Source organism: Flavobacterium sp. RSSB_23 (genome assembly GCF_051547145.1).
In the GTDB taxonomy this organism is placed as follows: Bacteria; Bacteroidota; Bacteroidia; order Flavobacteriales; family Flavobacteriaceae; genus Flavobacterium.
In genome coordinates, this window is record NZ_JBPTTO010000010.1 from 67,332 (window position 1) to 87,027 (window position 19,696).

Below are 19,696 nucleotides of genomic sequence, written 5' to 3' on the forward strand. Positions count from 1 at the left end.
GTGTAGAGCCGATAAAACCATCAAAGGGAAAATTGCGTATATCAGAAGATACATTCCTAAAAAATAAAAGGAACACCTCAACGACATATCGACCATTGGCTAATAAAAAAATCGGATAAATACCACACCCCCCAAATTCTTTCACTACGAAAGGCCTCCGAAATTTTATTACTAAAAGCCAATGGTTAACTTACCAAAAGAGCGATACTCTCACACAGAAAGTATCGCTCTTTTTTTTTATCAAAATTCTTAATGGTTTACTTAACTTGGACGCTTACAGCATTTGAAATCGCTTTTGAAGAAGTGCCTAAATGAAAGATGAATTCTCCTGGTTCCACTTTCCAATTGGCATTTTTTTCATCATAAAAAGCCAAATCTTTCACTTTAACTTTAAGCGAAACTTCTTTTTGTTCGCCTGCTTTCAACACTACTTTTTCAAAAGCTTTTAATTCTTTTTGAGGTCGTAGCACCGAACAAACGGGTTGGCTAGCATACAACTGAAGTACTTCTGCTCCTTCAAGTTGTCCTGTGTTTTTGATGGTACATTTTAGCGTAACCGTATCGTTTATATCGAAGGTTTTTTTATCTGTTCCCACATTGGAAATTGCAAATGAAGTATACGACAATCCAAAACCGAAAGGATAAAGTGGTTCAATTTTCTTGGTGTCATACCATCTGTAGCCAACTAAAATATCTTCTTCATAATTCACTTTTAGGTCTCTTCCTGGATAATTTCCTAAAGCAACATCAGGTGATTGTTGCAAACTAACTGGCAAAGTGATGGGTAATTTTCCAGAAGGATATTGTTTTCCGCTCAACACATCCATCACAGCATTTCCTGCTTCCATTCCGCCGTACCACGCCCAAACAATTGAAGGAACACGTGTCTGAATTCCTGATAATTCTAAAGGAGAACCTGCAATAATTACCACAATAGTTTTGGGATTGGCTTTGGTTACTTCTTGAATTAAGGTTTCTTGTCCATAAGGCAAACGCATATGAATTCTATCAAACGACTCCGAATCGAAATCGTGATTTAATCCTGCAAAAACAATCGCCACATCGGATTTTTTGGCTTGAGCCACTGCTTCATCGATTAATTTCCAATCGACAAAATCAGAATTCAATTGTCCTTTGTTGCTCCCTTCTCCTGGTGAAGATTGCTTATTGTAGCCTTGAGCATAATTGATTTGCAATTGGTTTCCGTACTTATTGGTAATCGCTTCCAATGGCGTGATTTCGTATAAAGGCTTGATTTCAGAACTCAACCCGCCGCTACAGTGCTTTCTGGTAGCATTATCTCCAATAACTGCCACCGATTTCAAGGCATTCATTGGCAAAGGCAACAATTGGTTTTCGTTCTTTAATAAAACTATAGATTCCACTGCCGATTGATACGCTAGCGCTTGGTGCTCCTTGGTATTCACACTTCCTTTGATTCTGTTTTTGGAATCTAAAACTTTCGTTTTAATCATCACTCGCAACACATTGGCTACTTTTTCATCTACTACGCTTTCTTTTACTTTTCCCTCTTGCACCGCTTTAATCAAAGGATCCGCAAAATACCATTCGTTATAATTGGTTTTATTGGTACCCATTTCTAAATCCAATCCAGCCAAAGCCGCATTGACTGTACTGTGAGTTGCATCCCAATCCGACATATAAACGCCTTTGAATTGGTATAAATCACGCAAAATAGTTCGTCCCAACAACATATTCTCCGTGCAATAATCACCTCTAAATTTATTGTAAGCGCCCATTACAGTCAACACTTTTGCATCCATAACTGCAGCTTTAAAACCAGGCAAATAAATTTCGTGCAAAGCCCTGTCGCTCATTGTTACATCAATCACAAATCGATTGTCTTCTTGATTATTCGCCGCAAAATGTTTTACACTAGCCGCCACATCTTTGGTTTGCAAAGCTTTAATGTAACTAACCGTCAATTGAGAAATTAAAAAAGGATCTTCACTTAAATATTCAAAATTTCTTCCGCATAAAGGACTTCTGATGATATTGATACCAGGTCCTAAGAGCACGTCTTTTTTTCTAAATCGGGCTTCTTCTCCCAAAACATAACCTCGTTGGGCAGTTAAATCTAAATTCCAAGTGGCGGCCATAGCAGTACCGGGAGGGAAACAAGTAACCGCATCATCTTTCCAACCAGCATATTGCCAATTGTGTCGGTTCATTTCGGCACGCACACCGTGGGGTCCATCAGACAAAGCCCATTCTGGAATGCCCAATCGTTTAATATCGGAAACATAAAACTTAGAATTACCGTGTAATAAACTCACTTTTTCTTGGAGCGTCATTTTTTTTACTAATGACTGAATTCGTTTTTCAGTTGTGGCGTCAGTTTGAGAAAACGAAAGCAACCCAACTAATAAAACAAATAATAGCAATATCTTCTTCATAGCATTGATGTTAAAATTTAGCATTAGTTAAAATTGAAGGTCACAAGCGCCAATAAAAAACACCGTAACTTTCTGTATTACAATATAATGAAATTTAATTATGAATCTCTATTTCGATTGTACTAATTGTGTTGCATTTCTGGGTGATTGCTATCTTTCTTGTTAAGATTTACAATGGCTTTGGCAAATTCTTTTCCCAAATCTATATATCCCTCGCTTTTATAATGGTATTTATCCGAATAAAGATACTTGGAGGTGCTTCGTACAATACGCACGTTGGGTTCCGTAAGGGCAAATTTTTCTTGTCCGTATTGGACTAATTCTCCAAAACGCCAAATTTTCCCCAACTCATTATCGCCTGAATCGGATATTTTTCCAATGACGATAGGCAAATCATTGTTTCTAAAAGCGGCACGTATGAGTTGCATCAATCGTTTCAAATTGTCATAATAGTGGTTCGCGATTTGTTCTGTTTTGTCGGCATCGCTTTCGCCTTGCATCCAAAGAATTCCGCTAGGCACCAACACGTCTTCAAGACCATCGCCATTAATATCCTTCACAGCCATCGCAGCTTGTACTGTTTTTAAAAAATAATCGTATTGATTTTTTACTCTTCTAAAATCAGGTTCCCAAGATCCAAAAAAATTATTTCCGCTACTATCAATTGCTGAACCGTTTCGGGCATATTTTATAATGGCAATCTTTTGATTGGGATATGCCTCTTGCAATTTTTGAACAAACGAAAGCTCAACCCCAAATCGGTCAGAAAGCGTATTGTTTTTGCCATCCGAAACAAAACCCGTTCCGTGACCAGGCTGCAAAACGGCCCACTTTCCTAAACCGCCATTGGCATCATTATCACCCACTGGATTGCCTTGATAAATAAATGCCTTGTTGTTTTTTTTACGTAAGGCTTCAGGCAATTCTTTCACATAGCCAAAGCCTTCCATATTAGATTGCCCTCCCAAATAATATACTCTGATGGTGTCTTTTTTTGTTTGAGCGAAAAGCATAAAAGGCATTAAAAGGAAAAAGGTCAAATTTTTCAATTTCATTTTTTCAAATATTAAAATACTAATTCAAAACTGTCTTTCAAGCGAATATCTGCGGATGAAGCTCCTAACTGCACTTCGAATGCACCCGGTTCAGGTGCCCATTCCAATTTGGCATTATAAAAAGCTAGTTTTTCTTTATCTATAGTAAACGTAATCTTTTGCCAAGCTCCTGCTTTTAAAAACACTTTTTGAAAATCACGCAACTCTTTTACCGGACGCACTACGCTACCCACTTGATCTTTTAGATACAATTGCACCACCTCTTCACCATCGAATTTTCCAGTGTTGGTAAGGGTAAACGAAACGGTTATGGTTTCATTTTTCTTCATTACTTTTTTAGACAATTGTAAATCGGAGTAGTTGAAAGTAGTATAACTCAATCCGTAACCAAAAGGAAACTTAGGGCTGTTCTTTAAGTCGATATAAGCCGAAACATAATTCGTAGCCGTTTCGTTCGGCGCTGGTCTTCCGGTATTGAAGTGATTGTAATAAATTGGAATTTGTCCTTCTTCTCTTGGAAAAGACATTGGCAATTTTCCTGAAGGATTGTAATCCCCAAACAACACATCGGCAATAGCATTCCCCGCTTCAGAACCCAACCACCAAGTATATAAAATAGCAGGCACTTGATCTGCAGTCCAATTAAAAATAAGTGGTCTTCCCGCATTGATCAACACGACTACTGGTTTGCCCGTAGCTTGAATGGCTTTTACTAATTCTTCTTGTACTCCTGGCAGACGCAAATTGCTACGGCTTTTGGCCTCGCCACTTTGATCTCTTCGTTCACCAATGCTCAAAATCACTACATCTGCTTGATTGGCAACGGCAACAGCTTCTGCAAAACCTTCTGTATTGTCACCTTCGATGTCGCAACCTTTAGCATACAAAAGTTGGGTGTTCTTCCCTACTTTATTTTGCAATCCGTCCCACTGCGAAACAATCTCTTTGGTATAATCCAATTCGGGCAATTCTACCGACCAAAAGCCCATATTTTGTTTGTATTCTTTCACCAAAGGACCAATGAATGCAATGGTTTTGGTCGATTTTGAAAGTGGTAAAATTCCTTTTTCGTTTTTCAACAAAACAATACTTTTGGCCGCCATTACTCTAGCCACTTTTCGATGTTCTGGATTGTTTAAAGCTTTTTGTTCCCGTTCTTCATTATTGAATTTGAACGGATCATCGAACAATCCCAACTCAAATTTCTTGCGCAGTATCCGTTTTACCGCATCATCAATCAAAGCCATTGGCACTTTTTTCTCTTTTACCAATTGTGCTAAATGATAACGATAGGCATTGCTTTCCATATCCATATCGCTACCCGCTGTAATCGCTGCCAATGCTGCTTCTTTATTATCTTTTGCATAACCGTGATTGACCATTTCGCCAATAGAGCCCCAGTCTGAAACTACGAAACCTTTAAAATTCCACTTCCCTTTAAGAATATCGCGTTGCAAATAGGCATTGCCAGTGGCTGGAATTCCGTTCAAGTCATTGAAAGAATTCATAAATGTTGCCGCACCCGCATCTAAAGCCGCTTTGAAAGGAGGTAAATAAGTCTCCCATAACATTCGATTACTCATATCTACCGAATTATAATCGCGTCCGCCCACCGCAGCACCATAGGCCGCAAAGTGTTTGACACAAGCCATCACCGAAGTAACGTCTCCTAGATTTCCTTGAAAACCTTTGACTCTTGCATAAGCAATTTTAGAACCCAAGTAGGTATCTTCTCCAGCACCTTCCATCACACGACCCCATCTTGGATCTCTAGAAATATCGACCATAGGCGCAAACGTCCAGTGAATTCCAGCAGCCGCAGCCTCAGTAGCAGCTATTCTTGCTGTAAGTTCCATCGCCTCCAAATCCCAGGAAGCGGCTTCTGCTAAAGGAATTGGAAAAGTGGTTTTGTATCCGTGAATGACGTCTTGACCAAATAACAACGGAATTTTCAAACGCGATTGCATTGCCAATTCTTGGTATTGTCGCGTATATTTGGTACCCAAAATATTCAACATAGAACCAATTAGTCCTTGTTTGATTTCGGCTTGTTTGTTGGGATTAATGGTGATAGGACCAGTAGCTGCATTATCACCTGTATATTGATTGAGTTGCCCTATTTTTTCTTCCAAAGTCATTTGTCGCAATAACGCCTCGACTTTTTGATCAATATTCTTGGATTGTGCAAAAACCAGCACATTGCACCCCAAAAATAGCAGTAGTATTACCTTTTTCATTTTCTTTAGTACTTATTTAGTTGTGGAATAATCCACACATTCTTTTTATAATCGACGCTTCCTTTACTTTCTTCTTGTACGACTCTATCGATAATTTCAATTCCTTTTTGAGCCATATTTTCAAAAGTGTCGATGCCGTTGTTTGGGAATCCCATTCGGGTTCTGTGAATATTAAATTGATTTGAAAACTTTCGATTAAAGGCTTTTTCAGTACCTTCTTTACCCAACATAAAACCCAATAAACCTCCCCAAGTAGCTGTAGGATTATCAGAATCCCAACCTGCTAATGTTCCTATTTTAATCGTTTCGACGATATTGCCTTCTCCATAAAAAAGACTGATTAAACTCGAGGCAAAATTAATTCCAGAAGCAAAGCAGCCATTGCAATACCGATTCTTTGAAGTCATATCGTACCCGTCTTTTTGTTCGACTTGATAGCGTTGGTACACCTCATCTCGGGTTTGTTCCCAAGGTATGTTTTCCAAATACCTGCTTTTTACAAAATCATACATTTTGCTAGCATACGAATCTTTAGGAAGTTGCTTTTTAGCAACCTCAGCCATCCAAAGAATACTGTCTTTGTTTGATTTTTTGGTATCAGCAACAGAAGCCAAAGCATACATCGACACATAAAAATTAGCAATCCATTCGGAGTCGTATCTAGCGGTATTTTGAATGGGAAGTTTGGCCATTTTTAGAGCAATGTCTGGTCTTGATGGCGCAAAAAAACCAAAAATTTCGGTGGTCAATTGTGCGTCAATCATTTCGTATTCAGGATTGTTTTTCGGGTCTCCAGTAGCAGGAGGAATCATTCTAAGTTGCATTAAATCAAATGCTTTTTGGTTGGAAACCCACAAATAATTTTCCTCTTCTTTTTTAATATACCGCAACCAGCCCTCTCTTATATCTTCGCCTGAAAGAATTGATTTTTGCTTGGTATAAAGAAGTTCTTGGTAGATGTATTCTATGTCGGTATCATCATCGGAACCCCAAATGTCCTCAGGACCTACAAAAACAAAATCGATGTTTTTAGACAAATCGCTCGGAACACCTTGTCCCCAAATACTTGGCTGATCTGGTTTTACCCAATCCAATCGAGTATAAAATTTACCCGTTTTGATTTCCCCGATGTTGCCTATTTTGTCCATCTCAGTAACCAAACCTGTCCAATTGGCAATGCATTGTCCTAACCAAAAACCATAAAGTTTGTCTTTATAATCCCTTCTGGAAATGACCAAATCAGTAGTTTTAATCGGAGTACTTGTAACTAATGATTTCCTTTTTTTAGTGTTTTTTTGATTTTGACTGTTTAAGGAAACACTCCAAAACAAAAGCAAAACAGCTATGGCAACGGGGTACTTCATCCCTATTTTTTCTTGTTAACTACCAATTCTACATAAACTGGAAAATGATCTGAAGGATAGCGCAAGTCTTTAGCATCAGTCAAAACCGCATATTTTTGAACGGTTAACCCGCTATTTTTTGACAAAAAGATATAATCAATTCGGTCTTTTACCGCCACATCATAACGAAATCCATTAAAAGTTCCCTCGGGTCCAAAAGGTTTTTCTTGGGATAGTTCTCTGGCATCTTCCATCACTTTTTTCAATTCCAAAATTCTACTCTCGTTGGGAGTCGTATTGAAATCGCCCATAAAAATAACGGGGTAATTTTTAGTATTTAGTTCGGCTATGGTTTTTGAAATAAGCTGAATTCCTTTGGTACGGGCTTCCTGACCCATATGATCCAAATGCGTGTTGAATACCAAAAGGAATTGCTTACTTTTTTTGTCTTTCAATAAAACATAAGTACATACTCGGTTGCACGCAGCATCCCATCCCATAGAAACCTGATTAGGCGTTTCGGACAACCAGAAGGTATTGGATTGTAGGAGATCAAATCGGTCTTTTTTAAAAAACACACAAGAGGCTTCTCCTTTTCCTTCCAATTCTCTACCAATTCCTACCTTGACATAATTAGCAAAAGCTTGTGTCAAATCCGTTAGCTGATTAGGCGTTGCTTCTTGTACCCCAAAAATATCTGGGGCATAAAACTGCATTTGCGCAATCCAAAAGTCCTTTCGGTGCGACCAATCATTGAGCCCATCACTGGCTATATCCAAACGGATATTGTAAGTCATCACTTTTAAAGATTGTGCCGAAACTGTTGTTCCAATCAGCAGTACTAAAAGTCCAAGGATAATGTTTGCTTTGCTTTTCATCAGATAAAAGAATTCGTTTGTATTAATTATAGACTCTAATATAATCAATTTCGAAAGTAGATGAAGTAAAATTAGGATCTACGTCTCCACCCCAAACACCTCCCATTGCCAAATTGACAATCAAGTAGAAATTTTTATTGAATGGAAATTTATCTGAATTTTGAAACGTGTAAAACAACACATCATCTACATAAAATTTGATTTCGGAAGCAGACCAATTGGCTTTGTAAATATGAAACTCAGTGCTGCTGTTTGGAACTTTTATGATTCCAGTATCAGGAGTCGCTCCAGAACGTCCAGGCGAATGCAATGACGAATGATTTTGATCCAAATTCTTTCCAACCGATTCTAAAATGTCTATTTCGCCACAAGCTGGCCATCCTACTGTTCCAATATTGGCGCCAAGCATCCAAACTGCTGGCCAAGTGCCTACACCAACAGGTACTTTAGCTCTAATGACTATCGTTCCATAGGTAAATTCAAACTTGCCATTGCTCTCGATTCTGCCTGAAGTAAATTTACCTTTACCATAATCTTCTCTATAAGCCGTAACTTTTAAAACACCATTTTCAACGATTAGATTTTTAGAACGATTCGTATACGATTGCAACTCATTGTTTACGTGCCCTGGATCCCAAACTTGAGTATTCCATTTTGAAGGATCAGGAGCTCCGTTTACGTTGAACTCATCAGACCAAACCAATTTTGATTCAACTTTTACCGTTACCGAAATAGTAGTATTGATGTATTGCGCACCATTATAAGCCGAAGCTAAAATTGTATAACTATTCGTGCCAACAGTTTTAAAAACATAAGCATAATCGGTAGTGGTTACATCAATCACTTTGCCTTCTATCAATAATTTGTATGAAGTAGCATTGGTGGCATTAATTTTAAAATTGACCTTTCCGCTTCCGTCACCAGCAGGGTTTTGCGCATCGGCACCCACAATAGTTGCGGTAACCGAAAGATTGGAAGGCGTAGGAATAACAGGTTCTTCAGAACCGCTACCCGAGCCACTACAAGAAAGAAAAACCAATAAAAACAAGCCCAAAACGAAACCTATTTTTGCATTAAAAGTGTGTATTTTCATAATTAGTTCATTATTTTAAATTGTAAATACGTAAAATGGATTCCTCCTTTTTCAAAAACGACTTGTACGGGTGTATCCCCTTTTTCTAAAGCAATGTTGGAAATCGTGACAGTACTATACTTGTCATTGTTTCCTGTAGCGGGAAGCAGAACACTTTCTGTTTTTTTGTTGTTTCCAAAAACCAAATGCACTTGCCCTTCTGTTGTGGCACTCGCATAAGTAATACTAACTGAATACGTAGCTTTCTTTTTGGAAGTTACGGTGTATTGTAACCATTCGCCCGCCTCAATAAATCCTACTTGAAAACCGTTGCTTTCTTTATTGTTTGAAGAAACAATATCAACGCCATCATTTCTTCCTATGAAACCTTTGTTGTACGGTGTAAACTTTGTCCCATCGATATTTTGAAAATCGGTATCATAATAAGCTACTCCTTGTGTACCTAAATCATAATGCGTGGCTGGAATTCGAGCTGGAAGTAGGTTTTTTTTGAAAGCTTTGGCAGTAGAATTTTGTACTTGTCTGAACATTGCATCTACCACATCTGGCCTAATAGTTACGTGCTCAAGCTTGTAATTATCTGCCAATTCCATCAGGACTTTTTTGGCAAAAGCTGGACTTGGTTTTGATTTTCCATCTTTCCAATACTCCAGTAATTGCTGATAGCCTTGCGGCTGAGTTACCGAAGTTACACCAGCGATACTTTCTATTTTTTTCATTGGCCAAAAAGCCCAACCAATATTGTTTTGCTCTACCAGACTAATGGCTTCTTTGAACCAAACGTTGGAATTTTCACCACTTTCACCTAACCAAATCGGCACGTCGTATTGGGTTCTGTAATCCAACATCGTTTGAATGGAAGCTTGGTCGTTGGTATTCCAATATTTATGAAAACTCAAAGCCAAGTTATCATCCCAAAGCGGAAAAATTCCGTTGTAGTTATTGCCCCAACAATTGCCTTCAATAAAAATCAAATGGTTTTTATCAATGGCTCTAATCGCCTGAGTGGTCTCCATTAGCAAAGAACGCAAAGGCCCATTTGAAGCTTCGTCGCAGCCATTGGAATTGGTTCCAGTAAAATTCCAATTGGGCTCATTGATAATATCATAGGCTCCCACCCAAGGATTGTCCTTGTAGCGTTCGGCTATTTTTTTCCAAAAAGCAATCATTTTATTACGATTAGCAGCACTCTCCCAGAGCGATGGTTTTGACCCATCATAGTCTGATATTGCAGCATCTTTTCCTTGACCTCCGGGAGCGGCATGCAAATCTAAAATCAAATATATTTTATTGGCTTCACACCATTTTAGCAAAGCATCGGTGCGTTTGAATCCTTCTTCTAGCCAGGTGATTTCCCCATTTTTTTCGTTTTCAATAGCGGGTGTGTACAAATTATAATGCATTGGCAATCGCACCGAATTGAATCCCCAAGCAGCCAAGGAATCAATATCCTTTTTGGTGATGCCATTGTCTTTGTAGGTTTGGTAAAATTTCTCGGTGGCCTCAGCGCCAATTACATCTAAAATTTTTTCCTTAATCTTGTATTGAGGTCCAGCAAAATTGCCCGTTTTGAGCATGTACCCTTCTTGCACCATCCAACCTCCTAGTCCCAAACCTCGAAGTACTATATTTTGTCCTTTTCCATCCACAATTTTTTGATGGTCTCTGTGCAAAAAGCCTTGAGCACCTCCAACTGTTGGTAGCCAAACGAGAAGTATAAAAATTATTTTTTTCATTTTTATTCTGTATTAAATAACCCTTTTAAAGTGTAACACTCTAAAAGGGTTCTTTAGAAAAACTACCAAATAAATGTAGCAACAGCACCCGCATCAAGTGAGGTGGTTACCCATTTTCCGTTGTTTTTAATATTAAAAATTTCGTTGGAATTGCCATCGTTTTCAACAATCAAAACTTTTTTACCTGTTGGTGTTTTGAAAGCTACATTGTTTAAGTTTCCTACTACGTTACTGCCAATTCGAACGGAACCTGCAGGTACGAATTTAGAAGCATGGGCAATGATATAATAGGCGACATTACGATTGAAAGATTCGCTAGTATTTACTGTTAATGCACCTTTGCAAGTAGAACAGCCACCATTAGTGTGCGGCCCGAAAGTACTGTTGTTGGCCAAATTCCATTCTAATGCATTTTTACTCCAATTACGCATAGAGCCAATGATTACATTTTTTACATGCCATTTTAAATCCCCTCCAAAATCACCGTCAGCTCCTGTGTATTGTTCTGTGAAATAAACATTCTTGGTTGGAAAAGCATTGTAGATTGAAGAAAGTGCATTGATATTGCCACCGTACAAATGATAAGCAGACCCGTCTACAAATGTTGCTGCTGCAGCATCATTAAAAATGGTAGTGGCATATTGTATGTTATCGCAGTTGTGGTCATAAGCAATAATCTTAGTCGTTATTCCAGCTGTTTTAAAAGCAGGACCTAAACTATTTTTGATAAAATTGGCTTGTTCTTCTGCTGTCATTACCATACTTGGATTATTCCCTCCGTGTAAAGGTTCGTTTTGCGGTGTAATCGCATCTATGGTGATGCCCTCAGCTTTCATAAGTTGGATGTATTTTACAAAATAGTTTGCGTATACTCCATAATATTGCGTTTGCAAACTTCCTCCAACGAAACTGGCTTTGTCTTTCATCCAAAGAGGCGCTGACCACGGCGTTGCAAGAACTTTAATGTTTGGATTGATGGCTAAAATTTCTTTTAAAATTGCAATCACGCCATTTTTATCTGGGGCCAAACTGAATTTTGACAAAGTCAAATCGGTGTCGCCAGCAGGAAGGTCATTGTAAGTGAAAGGAGCCGCATTCAAATCTGAAGCACCAATACTAATACGAATGTAGCTTACGCCGATACTAGTTGCTGAAGAACCAAAAAGTTCTTGTAACAATTCCTTTTTCTTGGTAGCAGTGAGCTGGTTGATGACATCGGCACTCCCGCCTGTTAGTGTATACCCAAATCCATCGATGGTTTGAAAAGTTTGGGCCTCGTTTACTTCGATAGAGGCATAAGCATTGGGCAAAGTTCCAAAAGCAAGAATCGCATTTTGTTTGGTCAATAGTACGGATTGGTCGCCTTTGGTAAGCCAGTAATCTACCTCGTTTTTGGTTGCGGGTGGATTAGGCGGTGGTGGCGGTGTGGGATTTGTATCTCCTCCATCGCTTGGGGACGAACAACTGATTTGCATGGCAATCGCCAAGCTATAAAGTAAGTATCGTGTTATTTTGCTTATTTCAAATTTCATAAGTAGGAATGTTTATAGAATTTTAGTGTTAGTTTTTGATAGGAATGCTTTGCTTCCAAAAAATCACTTTTGATAGCTGCCTAGCCCCGACAGGAGGGATAAGCAGCTGAGCCGGTGTTCGGCTCGGCTGCTTAGGAAGGATGGCGGGAACGTTGCCTACAAGTACTGCCTGATGTTTCGCTCCTTCTTCCTATTCCTGTTGTTGCTGTTTTAATACAGCAAGGTCTGAATACTATGTGGTGGTATTGTGGTTACGGTTTTATCGGAAGCAATCATCAAATTGTAGGTGACTTCTTTGTCGCTTTGGTTCATGACCACGGTGACCATAGAGCCATCTGCATTTTGAAATGAAGTGCTGATTAGACTACTGCGGCTAGAAGCGGTGGCTACTCTGCGCGCTTGAGGGCGAATGAATTTGGCAAAATGCCCAATATAATAATAAGACGGCGTGTAGATTAAGTCTCCCGATTGAGAGTCGGCATGGATGGGCGCGAAGCAAAAATTGCCCACGTGATTAGGTCCTCCGTTTTCGTCGAGGAGAATATTCCAATCGGTCCAAGCTACGGTTCCGTTGTTAAAATCATGTATCATTGAAGCTCCATATCGTTCGGCATTGGGCCAAAACTGGTATTTTTGGGCGTCGAATTTTTCTATACAACCTTCGGTAAAAATGAGGTTTTTATCTGGAAAAGCTTCGTGCACTTTGGCTACGTTATCATACATTGGCGCGCCTCCTGCCCAAGTTTCGTACCAGTGAAATCCCATTCCCCAAGCGTACTTTGAGGCTTCGGGGTCGGTAAAAATCACATTGGCTCTTTGGTTCATCAAATCGCGGTTGTGGTCCCAAACAATGATTTTCTTGTTACCTAATCCTTCTTTTTTTAAGGTTGGTCCTAGGTAGTTTTTTAAGAAATCTCTTTCGGCTTCGGCAGAGAAAACACAAGATTCCCAAGTTTGTACTGCCATAGGTTCGTTTTGAATGGTCAATCCCCAAATAGGCATTCCTTCTTTTTCGTAGGCTTTGATAAACTTGGCGTAATAATTCGCCCAAGCTTGGTAATAGTCTGGCAAGAGAGTTCCGCCTTTTAGCATTTGCTTGTTGCTTTTCATAAAGGCTGGTGGACTCCAAGGAGAAACATAGGTTACTATTTTTCCGCCCGCAGCTTGAGTAGCTTGCTTAATCATTGGGATTCGGAATTGTTTGTCATGCGCAATAGAAAATGTTTTCAAATCCTTATCGCCTTCTTCGATATAAGTATAGCTTCCACTGCTAAAATCAGAGCTGTGAATTGTTGTTCTTAGCAATGAATAGCCTATGCCTTTTTGTGTATCGTAGTAAGCGGTTAAAAATTCTTGCTGTTTTTCTTTTGACAACTTGGCAAACACTTCGGCACTGGCATCCGTTATGGCGCCACCAATTCCCATCAAGGATTGGAATTTTCGTTGGGGCTCTACAAAAATGGATATTTCTGTTTCTAGCGGTTGCGCTGCTTTTGCAAAAACCAAATGAGCTGTCGGGCTTAATCGCAAGTCGGTATTGGCTGCTGTGGTGTAAACGGTTACTTTTTTTCCAGCTGTTGTAAACGCTTGTTTTCCTTTGCTTTCCTTTTGTTGTGCAAAAAGGGTTCCCATAAGAAGCAAACAGAATAGAGATATAGCCGATTTTTTCATTTTATTCAATTTAATTTTAAATGCCTGATAATTAATTATCTAAGTTACGTTCTTTTGTTAAAAAATAGCCCATAATCAAGATGAGAATGGGCTATTAACAACAAAACTCAAAACTTAACTCAACTAACTTAAACAATCTTATTTTCCTCTAAACTCCACTTTGGAAATGGTAATTCCACTTGGAGTAAATGTGTTTCCGCCGCAGCGAATCACTAGATATATTTTTCCGGTTTGACTAAATTTTACAGTGTTCGAAATAACTCCAGCGGCATTTTTTACACAGCCTACAACTGATAGTTTCCCAGAGAAAGCGGCTTTTGCACAACCGTCCCAAGTACTTAATCCCATCACTTTATTGTCTTTGTACTCTACACCTGAAGCTGGTACTGTAGTTCCAGCATACACTTCGAACCAAGTTTCGTTCGAACCATCGTTTGAAGAAACATTCATATCAATCGTGTATTCTTTATCTTTTACCACATCGATAGCTTGATAAATGGCTTCTTGAGCCCAACCTCCATTAGAGTTGATGGTAGCGCTTCCGGTTTTGAAGTTCCATTTGGCAGCGCCTGATGGACTCAAATTACAACTGCTCCATTGTGCATGATCGGCAGCAGTGGCGAAATTGCCCCCTTTTACCAAATTCCCTTTTAAAGGATCTGAAGTAGCAACAACAATTTCTTTGGTAGTGGCATTTTCTGAGCCACCTCTTCCTACAGCAATATGTGTGATTTTGTAGGTTCCTGCATCTGGAAGTGAAATTTTTTCGGTCATTTTTCCAGAATACACTCCATCACCAATGTCCCATTTTGAGGCGATAACATTTTTGGTTTGTGCTTCTAGTATATAAGTATTCACTGCACCTTCTACAGGTGTAATGGTAAATGAAGCATCTACATTAGCATCGGTCAATCCGTTTCCATCAACCGCATCATCAGGCTGACAGCTAAGCAAAGTACTTACTGATGCAAAAGCAAAGAATAAGTAAATGGCTCTTTTTGAAATTATATTTACAAACATATTTTTTGATTTACGATTAATAATTTGGATTTTGAACCAGTTTGGTATTTTCTAATTCTTTCAACGGAATAGGCCAGATTTCGTTTTTACCAGCAACAAAACCTCTACTTGCTAAAACAGCTGCTGCTCTTCCTGTACGAACTAAGTCGAACCAACGGTGACCTTCGCAAGCCAATTCCAATCTTCTTTCAGCCATAATTGCATTTATTGAAACTGGAACAGATGGTAAACCAACTCTAGCACGAACAGCATCAAGAAGCGCTTGAGCTCTAGCTCCAGTTCCGCCCAAAGCTTCAGCTTCCATCAAGTAAGTGTCAGCCAAACGTATTACATAAACGTTTTGTTTGTAGTTCAAAACGGCATCTCCACCACCAGTAGTTACATCGGCAGTTGTAGGCATGAACTTTTTGATAAAGTATCCTGTGTCTTTATATCCTGGAGAATAATCAGCAAGACCTTGAGCTTTCAAATCTTTCATATCAACAACCGTTGCACTAAAACGTGGATCTGGTTTCAAAGCATTGTACAAATCAACAGTGATTGGATTGAAACTCCAACCTGCAGCATAATCAGGTGCAGTAGAGTTAGCTGGTCTAGAATAGCCTCTTGGACCAACCATTACGTTAATAGAATTTCCTTCATCAGAACCTGAGCCCCAGTTACCCCAACCAGAATTACTTTTGTTGGTATGAGATACTTCGATAATCGCCTCTGAATTGAATTTGTTACTAATTACCCATAAATCAGCATAGTTAGCCAATAATTTATACCCAAAAGGACTTGTTGCTCCAGGTGTACCGTTTACTTCAGCTAATTCAGTAGCAGCCAAAGCATTTTTACCTTGGTACAAATACACTTTACCAAGTAAGGCTTTAACAGCTCCTTTAGTAAAACGTCCAGCTTCAGTAGTAGGGTTAGTTATGGTATTAGGCAAATTAGGAATCGCTTCTTTCAAATCTTTTTCTATTTGAGCATACACATCTTCTGGTTTTGCTTGTAATACATTGTAAATTTCACTGGTAGGGATTGGGGCCGTAATCAATGGAATGTTTTTAAATAAACGTACTAATTCAAAATAGTAGTAAGCTCGTAACGCTTTGGTTTCAGCGGTAAATCTAGCTTTTTGAGCATCCGCCATAGGAACATTTGGCAATTTTACTAACAACGTATTGGCTCTAAATATTCCTTGATAAAAATTATTCCAAAAACTTCCTGGAATTGTTGATGAACTAATGGAATAATCAGAAAATGATTGCATTCCTGTTCCATCTGTTGCTCCACCACCACCTGCATAGTGATCATCAGAACCAGCATTCATCATACATACCATATTCTCAAAACCTCCAGATTGTTTCCCTAATATGTCATAAACAGCCACAAGTCCAGAAAAAGCTTCGTCTTCATTTTTATAATAATTAGCTTCCAAAGGAGTTCCTTTTGGTTCTATTTCCAAAAAAGCATCACTACATGAAGTTGCCACAAATAATAGGGCAAACGCATGGATAGTATATTTTAATTTTTTAAGTTTCATGATTTTACGTTTTATTATAATTGTAAATTAACTCCCAACATAAATGTTTTTGCTTGAGGATAATACCCTCTATCAATTCCCATTACACCACCACCAATTTCAGGGTCGAATCCAGAGTATTTTGTGATAGTAAACAAGTTCTCAGCTGTAAGATAAACTCTAGCTTTTGCCAAACTAACTTTATTAATCACACTGCTCGGCAAAGAATACCCGAACTGAATGGTTTTGAATCGGAAATAATCTCCATCTTCTAAATAAAAATCAGAAGGATTATTGAAGTTTTTATTGGTATCGTTTGTAGTCAATCTTGGATAAGTATTTGAAGATCCTTCTCCTGTCCAACGACCCAAAGCTTCGGTTTGATAATTGGCATTAGCAATATCTAATCTGCGTAATCCTTGAAAAATTTGATTGCCTACAGCTCCTTGACCAAAAACTAATAAGTCGAAGTTTTTGTATTCTAAATTCAAGGTAAAACCAAAAGTAAAATCTGGTAATGGGTTTCCGATAAAAGTACGGTCATCGGCAGTGATGGTTCCGTCACCATTTACATCTTTCCATCTAAAATCTCCAGGAACTGCTCCTGGCTGAATCAACTGTCCAGAGCTGTTAGTATAGGCATTAACCTCTGCTTGATTTTGAAAGATACCATCTGTTTTGAATCCAAAGAAGGAATTAACTGGCTGTCCTACTTGTGTTCTTGTAATTGGGTAAGTACTAGACTGGAATCCTACTCCTCCTGATAAAAAATCAATACCGTTTCCTAAATAGGTTACTTCATTTTTAACATAAGATAAATTTGCATTAGCAGAAATAGACAACTCTCCTATTTGCTTTTTATAACCTAGCTCCACATCAAAACCTTTATTAGTCATATCGGCCACATTACCAACTGGGCTACCTGTAGATCCTACATAACCTGGAAGAGTAACATTTTGAAGAATTCCTGTTGTTTTTTTAGTATATAAATCAAATCCTAGATTAAAATCATGGAACAAACGAGTTTCAAAACCTATATTGACTTGGCTAGTTTCCTCCCACTGTAAATCTGGGTTAGAAGGCGCATTCGGGCTATTTCCTACAGTTACAGAACCTGAATTCCCAAAAGTATAGTTTCTACCACCTCCAATTGTAGCTAAATATCCAAAATCTCCAATGGCATCATTACCCGTAACTCCATAACCTCCTCTAATTTTTAACAAGTTTACGATATCATTTTCTTTCCAAAACTCTTCTTTAGTAACTACCCAACCTAATGAGAAAGAAGGGAAATATCCGTATTTTTTATTAGCTCCAAAACGAGTAGAACCATCTCTTCTTATAATACCTGTAAGTAGATACTTTTCGTTATAATCATAATTCAACCTTGAAAAAATAGAAGTAACAATATGATCATTGCCTGTATAGGCATAAGCATCTATTTGATCTTGGGGGACACTAAAATTGAAAGAGGCATCTTTGTAACTTGTAACTGGAATATTAAAATAAGTTACACCATGGCCACTTGTAATATTATCAACATAAGACCCTTGACCCAACAAAACATTAAAATTATGATTGGATATTTTATTAGAATAGGAAACCGTATTTTCAATATTCCATCCAAAACCTTTATTAGTACTTCTGAAAATATTATTTTTTAAATTAATCGTTGAAGAGTTCAAATAAGAAACAGGTGTAAAACTCTCATCTCCCCAATAAGCCAATTTTCCTCCCAAAGTACTTCTAACTTTTAAGCCTTTGATTGGTTCAACTTCTAAATAAGCATTCCCAACAAAATTATCAGACCAACTGTAGTTTCCTAATCGTGTTTGAATGTAAGCAAGAGGATTAGTCATTTCTTGCAATACAATATTAGAAATCCCATAAGGATTACCATTTTTATCTCTAATCACTCCATTGTTAGTATAGGGTGCACCACCTGCTACTATAGGATCTGTAACCACAACAGGTGTAATTGGGTCTAAATTGATAGCGGAACTTAAAGGCCCTCCAAACTCACTATTTGTGTTACCAATTCCAACGTTTTTCTCTCTAGAATATCCTAACGTTTGACCAAAAGTGATTCCTTTAGCAATTTTATGAGTAGAGTTCAAACGAATGTTTTTACGGATGTAATTAGAAATGTCTTTAGCAACAATTCCTTCCTGATCCAATATACCGAATGATACAAAAAAAGTAGATACTTCATTACCTCCTGACAAGCTAATCTCGTGACCAACTCTTTGAGCATTATTACTAAAAATAACATCTTGCCAATCTGTACCTCTACCTAATGCACTTGGATTTGGAAAAAGAATAGGCTGATTTGCCGCTGCGCGTGCTTCGTTATTCAATGTCGCATATTGCGTAGCATTTAATAAACTTAATTTTCTTGATGGAGAAGAAACACCACTGTAACCTGTGTAGTTAACACTAACTTTTCCAGATTTTCCTTTTTTGGTGGTTACCAAAATTACCCCAGTAGCTGCTCTTGATCCATAAATAGCTGCAGAAGCCGCATCTTTAAGAACCTCAATAGATGCAATATCAGATTGGTTCAAGTAACCAATACCTCCTGCATCGACAATAACACCGTCTACAACCCAAAGTGGCTCATTATTACCGAAAGTAGTAATACCCCTAACTCTAATAGTTGCTGAGGAACCTGGTTGACCAGAGTTTGCGGCTATGGTTATACCAGAACTTCTTCCTTGTAAAGCTTGTTCAACTCGGGTTAGTGGTAAACTTTCTAAGTCTTTAGCTCTAATACTAGAAATAGCTCCTGTTACCACACTCTTCTTTTGAGTACCGTAACCAACAACAACAACTTCCTGTAATTCTTGAGATTGAGACTTTAACTTAAAATCAATTTCTGTTCTTCCATTAATTGCTTCTTGAATTGTGTTGTAACCAATAAAGCTAACAACAAGAACACCGTTCGAAGGAGCTTTAATTGAAAAACCACCATCAAAATCTGTAGTTGTTGCTGCTTTTGTCCCTTTTAAAGCAACGGTTGCTCCAGGAACTAAAAGTCCATTTTCGTCTACTACTTTCCCTTTTACTACAGCTTCTTGAGCAAAGCCATAGAAGGAAAATAAGAGTGACGAAAAACAAAAAATAAGTGTTTTTGTAAATTTCATTTTTCTAAAAATTTTGGTTAATTAATTTGTAATTTCTCGCAATACTACAGGTTTTTTTTTG

At 38.2% G+C, this 19,696-nt stretch carries 12 protein-coding genes; all 12 read right to left on the reverse strand.

What is annotated here, in order from left to right:
- Positions 1–257: 257 nt before the first annotated feature.
- The 12 genes from ACSVH9_RS13830 to ACSVH9_RS13885 all read right to left on the reverse strand — a co-directional run bounded on the left by ACSVH9_RS13830 (position 258) and on the right by ACSVH9_RS13885 (position 19,635).
- Entirely contained in the window at positions 258–2,417 is a 2,160-nt protein-coding gene (locus ACSVH9_RS13830; RefSeq protein WP_438064224.1) for a beta-glucosidase, read from the reverse strand.
- A 122-nt stretch (positions 2,418–2,539) separates the two neighbouring features.
- Complete coding sequence (locus tag ACSVH9_RS13835) at positions 2,540–3,472, reverse strand: sialate O-acetylesterase (protein ID WP_438064225.1); 933 nt, start codon at positions 3,470–3,472, stop codon at positions 2,540–2,542.
- An 11-nt stretch (positions 3,473–3,483) separates the two neighbouring features.
- Positions 3,484–5,709, reverse strand: coding sequence for a glycoside hydrolase family 3 N-terminal domain-containing protein (locus ACSVH9_RS13840; RefSeq protein WP_438064226.1), 2,226 nt, complete (start codon positions 5,707–5,709; stop codon positions 3,484–3,486).
- Between the two features lie 5 nt (positions 5,710–5,714).
- The gene (locus ACSVH9_RS13845) at positions 5,715–7,073 is read right to left on the reverse strand and encodes an ADP-ribosylglycohydrolase family protein (RefSeq protein WP_438064227.1); all 1,359 of its coding nucleotides are present in this window, start codon (positions 7,071–7,073) and stop codon (positions 5,715–5,717) included.
- A 2-nt stretch (positions 7,074–7,075) separates the two neighbouring features.
- Positions 7,076–7,930 (reverse strand): endonuclease/exonuclease/phosphatase family protein, encoded by an 855-nt coding sequence (locus ACSVH9_RS13850; protein WP_438064228.1) that lies wholly within the window; start codon positions 7,928–7,930, stop codon positions 7,076–7,078.
- Between the two features lie 22 nt (positions 7,931–7,952).
- Positions 7,953–9,023, reverse strand: coding sequence for a glycoside hydrolase family 16 protein (locus tag ACSVH9_RS13855; RefSeq protein WP_438064229.1), 1,071 nt, complete (start codon positions 9,021–9,023; stop codon positions 7,953–7,955).
- 2 nt (positions 9,024–9,025) lie between these two features.
- The gene (locus ACSVH9_RS13860; RefSeq protein WP_438064230.1) at positions 9,026–10,759 is read right to left on the reverse strand and encodes a cellulase family glycosylhydrolase; all 1,734 of its coding nucleotides are present in this window, start codon (positions 10,757–10,759) and stop codon (positions 9,026–9,028) included.
- 62 nt (positions 10,760–10,821) lie between these two features.
- A complete protein-coding gene (locus ACSVH9_RS13865) occupies positions 10,822–12,291 on the reverse strand; it encodes a glycoside hydrolase family 30 protein (RefSeq protein ID WP_438064231.1) in 1,470 nt (489 codons plus the stop codon).
- A gap of 210 nt (positions 12,292–12,501) precedes the next feature.
- The gene (locus ACSVH9_RS13870; protein WP_438064232.1) at positions 12,502–13,962 is read right to left on the reverse strand and encodes a glycoside hydrolase family 30 protein; all 1,461 of its coding nucleotides are present in this window, start codon (positions 13,960–13,962) and stop codon (positions 12,502–12,504) included.
- 138 nt (positions 13,963–14,100) lie between these two features.
- Positions 14,101–14,982: a hypothetical protein gene (locus ACSVH9_RS13875; protein WP_438064233.1), complete on the reverse strand. Its 882-nt coding sequence runs from the start codon at positions 14,980–14,982 to the stop codon at positions 14,101–14,103.
- 16 nt (positions 14,983–14,998) lie between these two features.
- Positions 14,999–16,513, reverse strand: a complete 1,515-nt coding sequence (locus ACSVH9_RS13880) for a RagB/SusD family nutrient uptake outer membrane protein (RefSeq protein ID WP_438064234.1) — start codon at positions 16,511–16,513, stop codon at positions 14,999–15,001.
- A 14-nt stretch (positions 16,514–16,527) separates the two neighbouring features.
- Entirely contained in the window at positions 16,528–19,635 is a 3,108-nt protein-coding gene (locus ACSVH9_RS13885; RefSeq protein WP_438064235.1) for a SusC/RagA family TonB-linked outer membrane protein, read from the reverse strand.
- Positions 19,636–19,696 lie beyond the last annotated feature (61 nt).

What these genes read in the sequence shown, in the direction of transcription:
- ACSVH9_RS13875 (WP_438064233.1), bottom strand. Translation starts at nt 14,982, where the DNA reads ATGTTTGTAAATATAATTTCAAAAAGAGCCATTTACTTATTCTTTGCT.
- ACSVH9_RS13870 (WP_438064232.1), bottom strand. Translation starts at nt 13,962, where the DNA reads ATGAAAAAATCGGCTATATCTCTATTCTGTTTGCTTCTTATGGGAACC.
- ACSVH9_RS13845 (WP_438064227.1), bottom strand. Translation starts at nt 7,073, where the DNA reads ATGAAGTACCCCGTTGCCATAGCTGTTTTGCTTTTGTTTTGGAGTGTT.
- ACSVH9_RS13855 (WP_438064229.1), bottom strand. Translation starts at nt 9,023, where the DNA reads ATGAAAATACACACTTTTAATGCAAAAATAGGTTTCGTTTTGGGCTTG.
- ACSVH9_RS13830 (WP_438064224.1), bottom strand. Translation starts at nt 2,417, where the DNA reads ATGAAGAAGATATTGCTATTATTTGTTTTATTAGTTGGGTTGCTTTCG.
- ACSVH9_RS13840 (WP_438064226.1), bottom strand. Translation starts at nt 5,709, where the DNA reads ATGAAAAAGGTAATACTACTGCTATTTTTGGGGTGCAATGTGCTGGTT.
- ACSVH9_RS13835 (WP_438064225.1), bottom strand. Translation starts at nt 3,472, where the DNA reads ATGAAATTGAAAAATTTGACCTTTTTCCTTTTAATGCCTTTTATGCTT.
- ACSVH9_RS13880 (WP_438064234.1), bottom strand. Translation starts at nt 16,513, where the DNA reads ATGAAACTTAAAAAATTAAAATATACTATCCATGCGTTTGCCCTATTA.
- ACSVH9_RS13885 (WP_438064235.1), bottom strand. Translation starts at nt 19,635, where the DNA reads ATGAAATTTACAAAAACACTTATTTTTTGTTTTTCGTCACTCTTATTT.
- ACSVH9_RS13850 (WP_438064228.1), bottom strand. Translation starts at nt 7,930, where the DNA reads ATGAAAAGCAAAGCAAACATTATCCTTGGACTTTTAGTACTGCTGATT.
- ACSVH9_RS13860 (WP_438064230.1), bottom strand. Translation starts at nt 10,759, where the DNA reads ATGAAAAAAATAATTTTTATACTTCTCGTTTGGCTACCAACAGTTGGA.
- ACSVH9_RS13865 (WP_438064231.1), bottom strand. Translation starts at nt 12,291, where the DNA reads ATGAAATTTGAAATAAGCAAAATAACACGATACTTACTTTATAGCTTG.